The organism is Ruegeria sp. YTSA144 (assembly GCF_059610125.1).
Genome location: NZ_JBXWNA010000002.1, coordinates 355,125 through 370,818 on the forward strand (window position 1 = coordinate 355,125; position 15,694 = coordinate 370,818).

At 59.0% G+C, this 15,694-nt stretch carries 10 protein-coding genes; 7 read left to right on the forward strand and 3 right to left on the reverse strand.

Features of this window, described 5'->3' with window-relative positions; translation table 11 throughout:
• Positions 1 to 92 precede the first annotated feature (92 nt).
• Positions 93 to 1,688, reverse strand: coding sequence for a GMC family oxidoreductase (locus tag AC2FF8_RS08645; protein WP_496879453.1), 1,596 nt, complete (start codon positions 1,686 to 1,688; stop codon positions 93 to 95).
• A 109-nt stretch (positions 1,689 to 1,797) separates the two neighbouring features.
• Between AC2FF8_RS08645 and AC2FF8_RS08650 the strand changes: the two genes are divergently transcribed.
• The 4 genes from AC2FF8_RS08650 to AC2FF8_RS08665 all read left to right on the forward strand — a co-directional run bounded on the left by AC2FF8_RS08650 (position 1,798) and on the right by AC2FF8_RS08665 (position 5,915).
• Positions 1,798 to 3,036 carry a TRAP transporter substrate-binding protein gene (locus AC2FF8_RS08650; protein WP_170347147.1) on the forward strand — a complete coding sequence of 413 codons (1,239 nt, stop codon included), beginning with the start codon at positions 1,798 to 1,800 and terminating at the stop codon, positions 3,034 to 3,036.
• 64 nt (positions 3,037 to 3,100) lie between these two features.
• Complete coding sequence (locus AC2FF8_RS08655) at positions 3,101 to 3,766, forward strand: TRAP transporter small permease (RefSeq protein WP_170347149.1); 666 nt, start codon at positions 3,101 to 3,103, stop codon at positions 3,764 to 3,766.
• The gene (locus AC2FF8_RS08660) at positions 3,766 to 5,124 is read left to right on the forward strand and encodes a TRAP transporter large permease (protein ID WP_170347151.1); all 1,359 of its coding nucleotides are present in this window, start codon (positions 3,766 to 3,768) and stop codon (positions 5,122 to 5,124) included. Before AC2FF8_RS08655 ends, AC2FF8_RS08660 begins: the two co-directional genes overlap by 1 nt.
• 11 nt (positions 5,125 to 5,135) lie before the next feature.
• Positions 5,136 to 5,915: an IclR family transcriptional regulator gene (locus AC2FF8_RS08665; RefSeq protein WP_496879454.1), complete on the forward strand. Its 780-nt coding sequence runs from the start codon at positions 5,136 to 5,138 to the stop codon at positions 5,913 to 5,915.
• 217 nt (positions 5,916 to 6,132) lie between these two features.
• Here the strand turns inward: AC2FF8_RS08665 and amaB are convergent, their stop codons facing one another.
• Positions 6,133 to 7,629, reverse strand: coding sequence for an L-piperidine-6-carboxylate dehydrogenase (gene amaB / locus AC2FF8_RS08670; RefSeq protein ID WP_496879473.1), 1,497 nt, complete (start codon positions 7,627 to 7,629; stop codon positions 6,133 to 6,135).
• A gap of 18 nt (positions 7,630 to 7,647) precedes the next feature.
• Positions 7,648 to 8,754, reverse strand: a complete 1,107-nt coding sequence (locus AC2FF8_RS08675) for a saccharopine dehydrogenase family protein (RefSeq protein WP_496879455.1) — start codon at positions 8,752 to 8,754, stop codon at positions 7,648 to 7,650.
• A 519-nt stretch (positions 8,755 to 9,273) separates the two neighbouring features.
• On the opposite strand from AC2FF8_RS08675, the gene AC2FF8_RS08680 reads away from it, so the two are divergent.
• From AC2FF8_RS08680 to AC2FF8_RS08690, 3 genes are all read left to right on the forward strand, one after another.
• Positions 9,274 to 11,748 (forward strand): CoA transferase, encoded by a 2,475-nt coding sequence (locus AC2FF8_RS08680; RefSeq protein WP_496879456.1) that lies wholly within the window; start codon positions 9,274 to 9,276, stop codon positions 11,746 to 11,748.
• A gap of 240 nt (positions 11,749 to 11,988) precedes the next feature.
• Positions 11,989 to 13,239 carry an aminotransferase class V-fold PLP-dependent enzyme gene (locus AC2FF8_RS08685; protein ID WP_496879457.1) on the forward strand — a complete coding sequence of 417 codons (1,251 nt, stop codon included), beginning with the start codon at positions 11,989 to 11,991 and terminating at the stop codon, positions 13,237 to 13,239.
• Positions 13,240 to 13,266: 27 nt separating this feature from the next.
• Positions 13,267 to 15,684, forward strand: coding sequence for a GcvT family protein (locus AC2FF8_RS08690; protein WP_496879458.1), 2,418 nt, complete (start codon positions 13,267 to 13,269; stop codon positions 15,682 to 15,684).
• The last annotated feature ends 10 nt before the right edge of the window (positions 15,685 to 15,694 follow it).

Below are 15,694 nucleotides of genomic sequence, written 5' to 3' on the forward strand. Positions count from 1 at the left end.
TCAGGGCAGGGACGGCATCACCGGAATATCCCGAAGATATGCAAGCCGAATTGCCCCGTTTTCCTGGGCATTCGGATACGCAGCGTGCCGCGCTATGCTCCGGCGGCAAGCAAGTCGCTCGCCTTTTCTCCGATCATAATCGCGGGGGCGTTTGTGTTGCCGCTGACGATTTCCGGCATGATCGAACAATCCGCGACCCGAAGGTTTCCGATGCCGTGCACCTTTAGCGCGGGGTCAACGACTGCGGTTTCATTCGTACCCATCGCGCAGGTCCCTGTTGGGTGATAGATCGAAACGGAATTCGATCTGACCCAGTCCAGCGTGCCCTCGTAATCGTCGGTCGAAAGTTGTGACGTCGGGCGGAACTCTTCGGAAATCTTCGATGCCAGCGGATTATGCTGAGCGATTCTGCGGGCGATGTTCACACCGTCAACGATGGTCCGGCAATCCGTTTCCGTCGACAGATAGTTCGGAATGATCTTCACATGCTGTGACGGGTCCGGGCCGTTCAGATGCAGTTCACCCCTGCTTTCCGGCCGCAGCTGGCATACGGACATGGTGAAGGCGGAAAACGGATGTACGCCTTCGCCGGGGCTGTCGGCGGACCACGGCTGCACATGGAATTGAATGTCGGGTGTTTCCACGTCCGGGCGCGTTTTCATGAATCCGGTCGCAAGGCTGGCCGCCATGGTCATCGGACCGGCGCGGAACAAAGCGTATTTGAGGGCAATGCGGGCCTGATTGATAAGGCTGCGCACCTCGTCATTCAATGTGGGCTCATTGCATTTGAAAACGAGACGGGCCTGCAAATGATCTTGTAGTCTTTTGCCGACATTGGGCAAGGCATGGACCGGATCGATGCCGTTTTTCTTCAGGTGGTCCGGGTCGCCGATACCCGACAGCATCAGAATCTGAGGAGAGTTGATTGCCCCACCGGACAGGATGATTTCGCGCCGAACCTTCAGGGTTTTCTCATTGCCTGCGCGATCCCGATAGACAAGTCCCGTCGCCTGTTTCCCATCCAGCGTTATGCGTGTCACCAATGCGTTTGTGATGATGTTCAGGTTTTGCCGGTTTCGAATGGGTTTCAGATACGCCACGGCCGAGCTGCACCTGCGCCCGTTGCGGGTGGTCAGCTGAAAATACCCCACGCCTTCCTGATCTGCGCCGTTGTAATCCGGATTGAACGGGTATCCGGCGGCTTGCGCTGCCGCGACCCATGCGTCGCAGATCGGTCGCTGAATGCGCATGTTCGACACCGATAGCGGCCCGCCGACACCGTGATACGGGTCTTCGCCGCGCTCTTGATCTTCGCTGCGTTTGAACAGCGGCAGCACGTCTTCCCAGCCCCAGCCGACATTCCCCATCTGGCGCCAGCGGTCATAATCTTCCTTTTGGCCGCGCACATAGAGCAGACCGTTCAGTGAGGATGAGCCGCCCAGCACTTTCCCGCGCGGCCAGTCGATCGAGCGCCCGTTCAGACCGGGATCAGGCTCGGTCCTGTAACACCAGTCCACCGAAGGGTTGTGCATGGTCTTGAAATAGCCAACCGGGATGTGGATCCAGGGGTTGGTATCGCGGCCGCCGGCCTCCAGCAACGCGACGGTCGTGTTGGGGTCGGCGCTGAGCCGGTTGGCGATGACACAACCCGAAGACCCCGCGCCAACTACCGCATAATCCACTTCCATGACCGCCTCCTTCCAACGTCGTTGAAAAAAACTCTATGCAAGATGCAAGAAATATACTAGCCTTTTTTGATACAAAACGTCTCAATAATTGCGAACAGGGAGGTAAGCAATGGAGATTGGTCGGAAACTGAGTGGTATTTCGCGGCGGGATTTTTTCCGGGTGGCGGGGCGCTATGGCATGAGCTCGACGCTGCTTGCAGCAGGAGGGTTTGGCGGGGCGATGAGCCTGGCCAACCTGGCGCAGGCGGCGGAATCCACTTATGAAAAACGCTTTTCGAAAGAACCGAAGCACACGTTGAAATTTGGTGCGTCGGGCTTCAACACCCGCAACCTGCTGATCGAGCGCGCCGGCGCCATCGAATTCGCACGCGACCTGGAAGAACGGACCGATGGCGAGATTCGGATCGAGTTCATCGGCGACAACCAGATCTGCGGACAACTGAGCTGTGTTGAAAAAACCCAGCAGGGAATCGTCGATATCTACGCGGCCTCGACCCAGAATTCGGCCGGCGGTGCGCCTTATCTGAACGTTTTGGACTATGCCTACATGTTCCCCAGCCGGGCGGCGCAGTATCATTTCTTCTACAGCCCCGCCAGCCAGCGCATCCTGCGCGACCCGCTGGAAAAGCGGCACGGGCTGAAGTTCCTGTTCACCCATTGTGAACTGCGCGGTCTGCAAATGGGCTCGACCTTTGCCGACAAGCCGACCGTCACCAAGCTGGAAGAGTTGTTCGGCACCAAGAACCGCGTGACGGGCACGCAGCTTGGCCGGATCGCGATGCAACTGCTGAACCTGAACCCAGTGCCGGTGGCATGGGAAGAAACGCTGGATGCGCTCAAGACCGGTCTGATCGACGGTGCGGAAACCTGGGCTTCGGCGGTGGCATATGCGAACATGGCGCCTGTGGTCTCGCAATCGGTGAACCTGAAGTTCTTCTGCGGTACCGAACACACTTCGATGTCTGCCAAAGTGTTCGACGGGCTGGGCGGCGAGTTGCAGGATGCCGTGATGGAATCGTCCTACTTCACGCAGGCCCTGATCCAGGGCGCGAACGAGGCGGCGCTGCTGAACACTGTCGGATTCTCGGATCCGCAATTGCCGCATACCATATTCGCGGAAAACGGCGTGCGCCCGGCCTTCCTGCCGGAAGACCAGATCAAGCTGGCCGAAGAAATGTGCGCTCCGAACTACAACCCCGAGCCATGGGCGCAGTGGCGCGAGCGGCTGAACAAGTGGGCCGGTGGCATCGACACATACCAGGAGATCTACGACATCGCGCGCGAGATCCCCGCGGACACGCTGCCGGAAAATGTCGAGCCGCGCCGCTGGTGGAAGGGCGAGGCCTGATTAGACTGCCAGAACCGGCCCGAAGGGGCCGGTTCAATCAATACCCACTGGGAGGACGGGCTTCATGTCACTTTGGGCAGACATTGGCGCAATATTCAGCGCTTTTCTCAGCCAGGATTCGTTTGAGATACAACTCGCTCTGGAATCCGACGCCGCTTGGATCGTTGGTGCGGTCGTTGCCGCGATGGGGGGGTTGCTGGTCATGCTGATCTATCGCAAGGTGCCGTTGATCGAGCGTCAACTGGAACGTTCGGTCATGGTGTACTCTTATCTTGCTATCGCGCTGATCATTTTCTGGGGCGTGATCGACCGGTTTGTTTTCAATGATCAGGAACCCTGGTCCACGACCATTCCTCCGCTTCTTTTCATGGTGATGGCCTGGTTTGGAGCGTCCTACAACGTACGCTTGCGTACGCATCTGAGTTTCAGTGAATTCCGCACCGCTATGCCCCGCGGCGGGCAATTAGCCTGCCTGTTTCTTGACGCCGTGCTGTGGTTCATCTTTGCGGTGATCGTCATCGTGACCACCTCGCGACTGGTGGCGCTTTCTGCCTCGAACTTTCAGATCGTTCTGGGCACGGACAATATCATGCAGTGGTGGTTCCTGCTGGCAGCACCATTGTCATTCTTCTTGATGGTCGGTCGCGTGTTTCAGAACCTCGCCGATGATTTGCACAACTGGAAAACAGGCGAGCCGCTGATCAAGCAGGCCGTGATCGGGGCAGACTGATGACAGACGGAACACTTGTTACACTGATCTCGTTGGGGGTCACCTTTCTGTTCATGCTGGGCGTACCGGTGTTGCTGGTCATCGGTTACTGGGTCATAGGTTGTTCCTTTGTCCTTGGCCTGACGCTGGACAATATGGGGGCCGAACTGCTGAACGTCTTCAACAAGGGCTTCGCCCTGTTGGCGATGCCGCTGTTCATCCTGACCGGAGACCTGATCAACAAATCCGGCATCGCGCGACGGCTCAGCGATTTTGCCTATGCCTGCCTGGGCTGGATACGCGGCGGGCTTGCAATGGCGTCGCTGGGTGCCTGCGGGCTTTTTGCGGCGATTTCCGGGTCGAATTCGGCCACGACGGCGACCATCGGGTCGATGCTGCACCCCGAGATGGTAAAAGGCGGCTATGACGAACGGTTCAGCGCAGCGACCGCTGCTGCGGGCGGCACTGTCGGTATCATCATCCCCCCTTCGATCATCTTCATCGTCTATGGCTTTCTGATGAACCTGCCGATTTCCGAATTGTTCGTGGCCGGTATTCTGCCCGGTGCGCTGATGGTCATCGGGATGCAGGTGGCGTGCTGGATCATCTGCCGCATGAACGGGTGGGGCTATCTGATCCCACTGCAATTGAACCGGGTGCTGAAGACAGCCTTTGGTGCCTGGCTCGGCTTTTTCGCCATTGGTCTTGTGCTTTGGGGCATTTATACCGGCAAGTTCTCTCCGACAGAAGCCGCCGGTGTGACCGTGGGCTTTTGTGTCATTGCGGGGCTGGTCAGCTACCCGATCAACCGGATCATGGGGGCGCGGAACGATATTCCGCCAACCGAAAAGAGTTTTGCGGAAATGTTCGTGGTCGAAGGGTTCACGATTCCAGAGATCCCCTCAATCGTTATCAGGTCTGCGCAGATTACGGGTATCCTGGCACCTTTGATCGCAATTTCGGTGGTGATGCAGCAAATCCTCTCCCTGCTTGGTGCTCAGGAAACAATCGGAAACTTCGTGACCTCCATGGGGGGCTACCATGCGGTTCTGTTCACATCGATGGTAATCGTCTTCTTCTCGGGCATGGTGCTGGAAAGCCTTCCGGTCACGATCATCCTGGCCCCGATCCTTGCGCCAATCGCGGCCTCGGTCGGAATTGATCCAATCCATTTCTCGGTCATCTTCCTGGTCGGGGCGTCCATCGGGTTTATCACGCCACCATATGGGCTTAACCTTTACGTTGCTTCAGGCGTGACGGGTGTGCCGTATTTCCGGTTGCTGCGCTATACGGTGCCGTACTTGGTGGCCCTGCTGTCGGTCTGGATATTGGTGTCGCTGGTGCCCGGACTGGCCTTGATCCTCCTGCCAAATAACTAGAATGTGAAGGGATGGCCGAAACCGACACAAAAGACCGAGAAACTCAGATTCCCACCAACCTGCGCCTGTTGCTGATCCTTGAAGAGGTGGCACGGCGCGGGGTGGCGGTCAAACCCTCGGACCTGATCGACGCATTGGGATTGGCCAAGCCCACAATCCATCGTTTGCTGCAAACGGCAGAGGCAGAGGGGTTTCTGCAACGTGATCTTGACGGGCGGTCTTATGGTCCGGGCAGACGATTGCGGCTGTTGTCCGTGAATACCATGTCCGCCGAACACCTGCGGACTGCGCGTCTCGCCATCCTGCGCGGTGTGGCCGACGAAGTGGGCGAAACCTGCAATCTGGCGATCCCGGATCGCGAAGGCATGATCTATCTTGACCGGGTGGAAACCAAATGGCCGTTGCGGATTCAATTGCCGATCGGAACCCAGGTGCCGTTCCACTGTACGGCCAGTGGCAAGATGTACCTTTCCACCTTGCGTCCCAAAACTCTGAACGGTTTTCTGTCAGCCGGAAAGCTGAAACAGCAGACCGCCCGTTCTTTGACAGAGCCAACGGCTCTGCTGAGCGAAATCAAGATCACCGCCGAGCGGGGATTTTCCACCGACGACGAAGAATTCATGGCGGGCATGGTGGCGATTGCCGTTCCGGTGCAGGACGCGCAGGGCAGGCTGGTTGCCACGCTTTCAGTTCATGCCCCGACGCAACGGCATGATGTCGGCAGTCTGAAGTCATTTCTCGACACTTTGCGCCGGGGTGCAGAAAAACTGTCGCTGCTTTTGGGTGAGTAAGTGGCGCAGAGGGGTGACCGGCAATGATCAGGCCGACAGCCTCTTGCCGAAACACATGACAATCCATCAGCACCGGAATGACCGTCGCCGCGGCGGCATCGGAACCCTTGGCCAAAAGACCGCCTCAACCTGCAGGACAAAACACCCGGGACTGGCCGTCCCGGGTGACGTATTCGCGGGCCTTTCACGTTTATGCCCGACAGTTTTCCGGCGACACTCAGATGTCGAATTTGACACCCTGAGCCAGTGGAAGTTCGGCTGAGTAATTCACGGTATTGGTCTGACGGCGCATATAGGCTTTCCATGCGTCCGAACCGCTTTCGCGCCCGCCGCCGGTTTCCTTTTCTCCGCCAAAGGCGCCACCGATCTCTGCCCCTGAGGGCCCGATATTGACGTTGGCAATGCCGCAATCGGATCCGGCCGCGGACAGGAATTGCTCGGCCTCGCGCATGTTCAGGGTAAACACGCAGGATGAAAGGCCTTGCGGTACATCATTCTGAAGCCCCACCGCGTCGTCGAAATCGTCATAGCCCATGACGTAGAGGATCGGTGCAAAGGTTTCGGTTTTCACGGTCGCTGTCTGACCCGGCATTTCGACGATCGCAGGTTCCATGTAAACGCCTGCCGGAACGCCTTCGGTAACGCGGTTGCCGCCGAATACCGAACCACCTTCCGCTTCGGCCGCTTTCAAGGCTGCGGTCATCGCCGCGCCCGCCGCTTCGTCCACAAGCGGCCCAACCAACGTGCCGTCCGTCAGAGGATTGCCAATGGGCAGACCCGAATAGGCTTTTTTCAGACGGCTCACCAGTTCTTCGCGGATCGAGTTGTGCACGATCAGGCGGCGCAGCGTGGTGCAGCGCTGACCGGCGGTACCAACTGCCGAAAAGACAATTGCGCGCACGGCCATCTCCAAATCAGCCGAAGGGCCGACGATCATTGCGTTGTTGCCACCCAGTTCCAGAATGCACTTGCCAAAGCGCTGTGCGACGATGGGGGCGACAGCGCGGCCCATGCGGGTCGATCCCGTGGCCGAGATCACCGGAACATCTTCGCTGGCCACCAGCCTTTCCCCAAGATCGGTACCACCGATAAGCGTTTGCAGCAGACCGTCCGGCGCATCGCCAAATCGGGCCAGGGCGCGTTCGAAAATCTTTTGACAGGCCAGCGCCGTCAGCGGGGTTTTTTCGGACGGTTTCCAGATCACCGGATCACCGCACACGATGGCCAGAGCAGCATTCCACGACCAAACCGCGACCGGAAAATTGAACGCGGAAATCACGCCGACCGGGCCAGCAGGATGCCAGGTTTCCATCATCCGGTGGCCGGAACGTTCGGACGCGATGGTCAGACCATAGAGCTGACGCGACAGACCGACGGCAAAGTCACAGATGTCGATCATCTCCTGCACTTCGCCCAGACCTTCCGAGGTGATCTTGCCTGCTTCCCAACTGACCAGTGCGCCCAGGTCATCCTTGGCCGCGCGCAGCTCTTCACCCAACAGGCGGATCAGTTCACCCCGGCGCGGGGCAGGGACCACGCGCCATTGCTTGAACGCGGCCTTGGCACGGGAAAAGATGGTGTCCATGTCCGAGATCGGCGTCTCGTGCACTTCGGCCAGCAGGCTTCCGTCAATCGGCGACGTGACCTTTAGCGTGCCGCCTTTCAGTTGGGCCTCGGTCAGATCCAGATTTGCAAGCGTGGTTTGGGCTGTCATAACGATGTCTTTCATATCTCAGGCCGCCTTGTTCTGTTCGGTGACGTCACCAGCGCGATACAGCTGGCCGAATTCAGTGTTGAGGAAATCACCCAGCTTGACTTGTTCCTGCCGGACAAAGCCTTTCGAGGGCAGCGCTCCGATCCGCATCAGATCGACCACGCCCAGCACGCCTGCGGCGGTCGTGACCTGAATGGCGCTCCAGACCTGTCCGTTGATGGTGCGGGCAAAGGATTTGTTGATCAGGGATTTCTCGCGCAGCACACCGTCGATCTTGCCCTTTGCGGTGCAATATACCAGCACCACGTCCTGATCGGTGCGGGGCAGGGCGGCCTCGAATATCTCCTTCAGCAGGTCGCGGCGGCGTTCCAGTCCCAGATCGTTCAAAAGCAGTTTCAGGATATCGCAATGACCCGGATAGCGGATCGAGCGATAGGACACATCCCGCGCCTTGCCTTCCAGCGTTTCCGGCAACGTGCCCAGACCGCCCGAGGTATTGAAGCATTCGTATTCCACACCGTCATGGCCCAGTACTTCGTAGTTCTCCAGCGGCGCGGTCTTGACCAGCTTGCCATTCACGATGGCATCGCATGGGTTGCAATATTCGTTGATCAACCCGTCGGTGGACCAGGTCAGGTTGTATTTCAGCGCGTTGGTCGGATAAAGCGGCAATGCCCCCACCCGCATGTGCAGGCTGTCAATCTCGTCAAACTCCGCCGCCAGCGAAGCCCCGGCGATGCCGACAAACCCTGGTGCCAGACCGCATTGCGGCATAAACGCAGTTGCGCTGTTCCCGGCCAGTTCACGCACCGCATTCGTGGCCGCGACATCCTCGGTCAGGTCGAAGTAATGCGCGCCGGCCGTTTTCGATGCTTTCGCAATCGAAGGGGTCAAGAAGAACGGCGCTGCCGAGATGACTGCATCGAAACCGGTCAGTTCCCGGGCCAGCCCGTCCGCGTCATTGGCATCGATCTGTTTGGTTCCAATGCCCATCTTCGAGATATCGCCAAGCGCTTTCAGATCATGATCTGCCACTGTCACAGAGTAATTCGGCGACCCTTTCAACAGGGTTGCGATCATCTGCCCGATCTTTCCAGCGCCGACAACGCACACATTCCAGGACATAAAAATCTCCGCTTCTTCCTATCCTGTACCAAGCGTGACAAGTAGCCGTGACACTTCATAGGTACGAAATTGACGAATTGATGTACGAATGTGTCAAAACATCGGAAAAAACGACATAATGACGAAATTGCGATTGCCGCTGGCATGTCGCGCCGTGACCATTTGTTTTGCGCCGTTTGCTACCTTGGAAGGTCCGCTTTCATCCGGGGCTCAGAGCGCTTCCAAATATGCGTCAAACGTGGAATTTTGAACGATGTTCCTCGTTTGCGACACAGCTTGGTCAAATCGAACAACTTCTTGGCTTTGCACGGCTGCATGCTACGTCCAGCGGTCGCCGGAGAAGGCTGTGAAGCTCGGTCGCGGCCGCCTTGTCGCGGGTTGAACAAGGGCAGGTGTTGCATTGATCGCGTTATGTCCCAAGCCTGGAACTTCAGCCTGCTCGGGGCAGGGGGTTGTGACCTCATGCCCGCAAGCCGCTTCGCAACAAACACACCAAACACCCTGGGAGGGTTGCAAGGAATGACTGCAAGGCCGCTCGATCATATTCGTGTCCTCGATTTCGGTCAGTATTTGGCTGGCCCCCTGGTTGGCATGATGCTTGCTGATTTGGGGGCAGAGGTGATCCGCATCGACCCTCCCGGTGGCCCGCGATTGAAAGAACCGGCCACCGATATGCTGTCCCGTGGCAAAACCGCTGTGACGATCGACCTCAAATCGGACGCGGGTTTGAAGGTCACACGCGAACTGGTGGCACGGGCTGACGTGGTGATCGAGAACTTCCGGCCCGGCGTGATGCAGAGGCTGGGCCTGGGTCCGAAAGCTCTGCGCGACATAAATCCGCGCATCGTGTCATTGTCACTTCCGGGGTTTGCCTCGACCGATCCCGCGCTGGCACATTTTCCCGCGTGGGAAGCCGTGATCGCGGCCCGCACCGGGCAGTTCACGGATATGGGGCTGAACCGGCGCTTGATGGGCATCAACCCATCCTTTTCACCTTTGACTCTGGCATCCGCCTATGGCGCTTCGTTCGGCGCGATGGCCGTGCAGTTCGCTTTGGCTGCACGTGACCGGAACGGAGGCGATCACATCGAGGTGCCTCTGGCTTCGGCCTTGCTGGAGGGGTTGGTGTACAACTGTGAGCAGATTGAAGATTATCCCGAACGCTACAAGTCTCCGCGCGAAGTGGAACTTGACAGGCGCGCAGCCGAAGGCTTGCCAACGGATCTGAGCTTTGCGGAACTGGAAGAGTTCCTGGACCCTTTCTATCGAACTTATACCTGCGCCGACGGGCGCGGGTTCTATGTGGTGGCGGGCAGTGTGAAAACACATCCGCGGCGGGTGTTGGAGACGCTTGGCCTAAAAGACCTTGCCGATCAATTGCCGGACTTCGACGCCTATCTCGATACCGCAGACTGGCCGGATGAATGGTCATTGCGCAACTACCCCGTCGGAGCAAGGGATCGCGCGCGTATATCCGAGGCGATGAAAAAGGCCTTTCTGACAAGGCCCTCTCATGAGTGGGAAGCCCTTTTCGGGTCCGCCAAGGCGCCCGGAACGGCGCAGAGGTTCAGCAAGGAATGGCTGGCCGATCCGCATGCTTTGGCCTCGGGTCTGGTGTTGGAGGTAAAGGACTCGCGTCATGGGAACATGAAGCAGATGGGAAATGTTGCGTGGCTTGCGGATGATGGCGCTGCGCTGGTCAAAAAACCGGGCCCCGATCCGGATGACGCACCCGTTTCAACGATCCTTGCCGAACCGCCGCGCAGCGGGCCACCAGCCGCAAGCGGCCAAGGCTGGCTGGAGGGGTTGAAGGTGCTGGACCTGACCAATGTGATCGCCGGTCCGACGATTGGGTCCACGCTGGCGCGATTTGGCGCTCAGGTGACTTCCGTCCAGCCGGCCGAGCCATCAGTCGATCCGTGGAACACCGTGGTTTTCGGCCTGCACGCACATCGTGGAAAACAAAGCGTTTTGCTGAACCTGAGCTCGGATGACGGAAAGCAGGCGTTGCGGCGGCTCATCGATTCTTCGGATGTGGTCACCATGAACGGCACGGATGAGCAGCGCGATGCCCTGGGGTTGAGCGAAAAAGAGCTGACGGCGATCAACCCCCGCCTCATACTGGTGCAACTCGATGCCTTTGGCGGCCCTGCGCGCGGACCGAAGTCGGACCATCTGGGGTATGACGACCTGGCGCAGGCGGCGACAGGGGTCATGGTGCGTTTTGGCGGTGGCATGGCCACGCCCGAAGAACATGCGCATTTCGGTACGATTGATGTGCTGACCGGCTATTGCGCATGTGTTGCGCTTGGCGCGGCCCTGCTGAGATTGCAGAAAACCGGCAAAGGCGGGATCGCGCGGGCTGCTTTGGCGGCGGCCGGCAACCTCATTCAGGCGCAGTTGATGTATGATTTCGAAGGCCGCGCGCCCTTTGACGAACCAGCTGGGCGCACGGCTATGGGCTGGGGACCATTCTACCATTGTTACCGCGCGGCGGACGGGTGGATGTTCTTTGCCGCACCCACCGAACAACGCAAAGCCCTGCGCCGTGTCTCGGACTTCGCGAGCGTGGCCGATATGCCGGAAAAGGAATTGCCGGATGCGCTTGCCGATCATTTTGCCAGGCAACCTGTTGAATGCTGGCAAAAGGCGTTTTCCGGTTCCGCCAGCACCGTCATGCCTCTGGGATCATTGCATGACACGCGCGACGCCGTGTTGCAGCCGGAAAGTGCCGGAAATATCGACCTGACGCGGGGAACACTCAGCGTCATTCGGCATGACATGCATCCCATGGGCCGGTGGTGCGATCTGGTTGCCCCAAATGCCGTGCGACCCGAACGCGCCCGGATCGTCATTCCCGGACCGATGCCGAAATACGGCGCGGATACACGCAGCATTCTGCGAAACGTCGGTTATGCAGATGAGGATATCGACGCGATGATCTCTGCTGGATCGGCCGCTGAAAGATGGTCGGAAAAGTATTTGCCCGAATAATCAACCAGCCACAGATGGCTCGGAAATCAACGATATATGCCATCCGCTGCCGCAGGCCCGGAGTCCCGGTTCCGGCAACGGGTGGTATCTGTCGTGACAAGCATTGGCCGGCACCCGCGCGACTTGCAAAGAATATTCAACCGCTTTGCCACAGTTTTTTTTGCATGTCTTGCGGCAGGAACCGTTCTAGGTTCGGCAAAGCATTGCCTTGCATTCACAACGAAACAAGAACCACTGACCATGAGCCAAATTTCAGAGAGCCTGCTGAAACAAATCCGCAGCCGCTTTGCCCAGATCGATCATTGCCCCGAACAGGGAGAGCGGATCTTTTTCGAGAATGCCGGAGGCGCACTGACATTGAATTCAGTGTTGGAAAGTTCGGTGCGCCATGCCGCCATCCCGGACAATCAAGGGCGCGACAATCCGGGATCTCATGCGCTGGTTGCCACGATCAACGCGGCCAAGGCGGATTTGCGGGACTTCATGAACGCACCCTGCGGGCAGTTCTTTGTGGGTGAAAGCGGCACAGAGCTGTTGTTCCGGCTAATCATGAACGCATGTCTGGGAACGGGTCCGGGCGTTGTGCTGGGGTCCACATTGGAACACCCGGCAACGCGTTCGGCCTGTGATCGTTGGGCCCGCATTTCCGGGCAAACCCACGTTTTGGTGCCCCATGATGACGCCACCGGCACCGTCTCGGCTGAAGCCTATGCCGCGGCTGTGACACCGGATACCAAAGTGGCGACGATCCTGCATACCTCTCCGGTGACGGGAATGGGCGTTGATGTCGCTGCGGTTTCTCAGGCCATCCGCACCGTGGCTCCGGACTGTTTCATCATCGTCGATGGCATCCAGCACGCAGCGCATGGCCAGATCGATCTGACCGCCTATGACGTCGATGGCTATGTGATTTCGCCCTACAAGGTGTTTTCGCGTCATGGTTACGGTGTGGCGTGGATCTCTGACCGGTTGACCGCGCTGGACCACAACGCCTTGCTGGATGGCCCTGTGGGCAATTGGGAGATGGGCACGCGCGACACCGGGGCATATGCCACGATGTCCGACGTCGTGTCCTATTTCGAATGGCTGGGCAGTCAGATCAGCGATGCCGAAGATCGGCGCGGCAAGTTTCTGGCGGCGGGTGATGCGATCCATGCGCAGGAAAAGGCGCTGACCGACGCGATGATTCACGGCACCGGCAACCTGAGCGGCCTGGCCGAAATGGAGAAAGTCACCATTCTGGGCGGGGCCGACAACCCGGCCCGAGAAGGTCTGGTGTCGCTGCGTGTCGAAGGTGTGGCCTCGTCCGAGGTCGTCAAACGGCTGAACGAAAACGGTATCCGCACGCATCTGCGCAAGGCGGATCACTATTCCGGCAATATCCTGACGCCGCTTGGCTATGACGCCTGTGTGCGGGTCTCGATGTGTCACTACAACTCGATCGGCGAAGTCGCCAAATTCCTTGCCGTCATGAAAGAAATTGCCGCCTGAGCCGCGCCATATCCAAGGACATATCTCATGAAAACCCATGCACAAGCTGTTGTCATCGGCGGCGGCCTTGCCGGTACGTCGATCCTGTATCACCTTGCCAAGCTTGGCTGGACGGATTCGATCCTGCTGGAACGCGACGAGTTGACGAGCGGATCGACCTGGCATGCGGCGGCCAACATCCACGGTCTGCATGACAACAACAATATCACCCGCATCCAGCACTATACGATGAACCTGTACAAAGAGCTGGAGAAGGAAACCGGCCAAAGCTGCGGGGTGTTCCAGCCCGGATCGCTCTATCTGGCCCAGACCGAAGAGCGCGAGCAGCAGTTGCGCCTGCAAGAGGCGAAGGCCCGGTTCTATGGGCTGAATTTCCACGAGGTCAGCCGGGAAGAGGCCAAAGAGCTGCACCCGCTGGCGCAGTTTGATGACATCCGCTGCATCATGTACGAACCCGATGGCGGAAATGTGGACCCGTCCGGCGTACCGCATGCCTATGCCGCCGGGGCCCGTGCGATGGGGGCCACCATCGAACGGTTCTGCCCGGTGATCGCCACGGAACAGCAACCCGATGGCAGTTGGATCGTCCGTACGCCCAAGGGTGACATTCATGCCCAATGGGTGGTCAACGCGGCGGGTCTCTGGGGCCGCGAGGTGGCGGCGCTGGCGGGCCTGACCCTGCCTCTGCAACCGACCGAACATCAGTATTTCGTGACCGAGAGCATCGGCGAAGTGGCCAGTCTGGGCCGTCGTCTGCCGTCTATCGCCGACCGGGACGGCGAGTATTATTTCCGACAAGAGGGTAACGGCCTGCTGATCGGGGCCTATGAGAAAGACATGAAGTTCTGGGCCGAAGACGGCACGCCGCTCGACTTTGCCCATGATCTGTTCCCCGACGATCTGGACCGGATCATGGAAAACGTGATCCGCGCCACCGAACGCGTGCCGGTCGCCGCCACGGCCGGGGTGAAACGGGTGATCAACGGCCCAATGATCTGGTCGCCCGATGCCAACATGCTGTGGGGGCCGGTGCCCGAGCTGAAGAACTATTTCCTCTGTGGCGGTCTGATCCCCGGCTTCTCGCAATCCGGCGGGCTGGGGCTGCTGGCGGCGCAATGGATGATCGAGGGTGAGCCGCAATATGACATGTTCGCCTGGGATCTCGCCCGCTTTGGCGACTGGGCCGACAAGAAGTTCACCAAGGCCCGGGTCGAAGACGCCTATACCCATCGCTTCAAAATCCACTTCCCGAATGAAGAACGCAGCGCAGGCCGCCCGGCCCGTGTGCGCCCCGCCTACGAGATGCAGAAACAGATGGGCTGTGTCTTTGGTCTCAACTGTGGTTGGGAACACCCTTTGTGGTTTGCAGATGAACCCGGCACCGAAGAGACCGCTGGCTTTACCCGTCAGAACTGGTTTGATCCGGTCGGGCGCGAGGTGCAGATGCTGCGCGACAGCGTGGGCGTGATCGATATCTCGAACTTCGCCAATTACGTGATCAAAGGACCGGGCGCTTATGACTGGCTGGATCGTCTGGTTGCCAATCGCGTGCCCACCGAGGTTGGCCGCAGTTGCCTGACGCCGCTGATCTCGGTGCGCGGCGGCGTGGCGGGTGATTTCACCATCACCAAGCTGGCCGAAGACGAATACATGATGATCGGCTCGGGCATGGCTGAACGCTATCATCAGCGCTTCTTTCAAATGGTGGAAATGCCCGAGGGCACAGCTTTTGAAGTCGCAACGGACCGCGTTGCGGGGTTCAACATCGCCGGCCCGAAATCTCGCGAGGTGCTGGCGCGCCTGACCAATGCTGACCTTTCCAACGAAGGTTTCCGCTTCATGCGGTCCCGGAAGATCACCGTTGCAGGTGTTGATTGCGTGGCCATCCGGGTCAGCTTTACCGGCGATCTGGGTTGGGAACTGCACTGTGCCGAGTCCGATCAGGTCGCGCTTTACTCTGCGTTGGTGGAAGCCGCCAAAGACTGTGGTGGTGGCCCCGTGGGCGGGCGGGCGCTTGGGTCGCTGCGCATCGAAAAGGGTTATGGATCCTGGGGGCGGGAGTATTCTCAGGAATACTGGCCGCAAGAGGTCGGGCTGACGGGTCTGATCAAGCTGGACAAGGACTTCCTGCACAAAGACGCCTATCTGTCCATCAAGGACAAAGCACCGCGCGAGGTCCTGTCCATCTTTGAACTGGACGTGAACGAGGATGCCGACGCCACTGGCAGTGAGCCTATCTTTACACCTGATGGTGCGCCCGTGGGCCGTGTCACATCGGGTGCGTACGGGTATTCAGTCGGGAAATCTTTGGCCTTGGGTTTCCGCAACCCTGACGTGGCGCAGCCAGGGGATGAAGTGGTGATCCAGGTGATTGGCAAACCGCATAAGGCTCGGGTGCTGGCAGAAGCGCCGTTCGATCCTCTGGGCGGCAGGCTGCGCGGCTGAAGCAACCGGC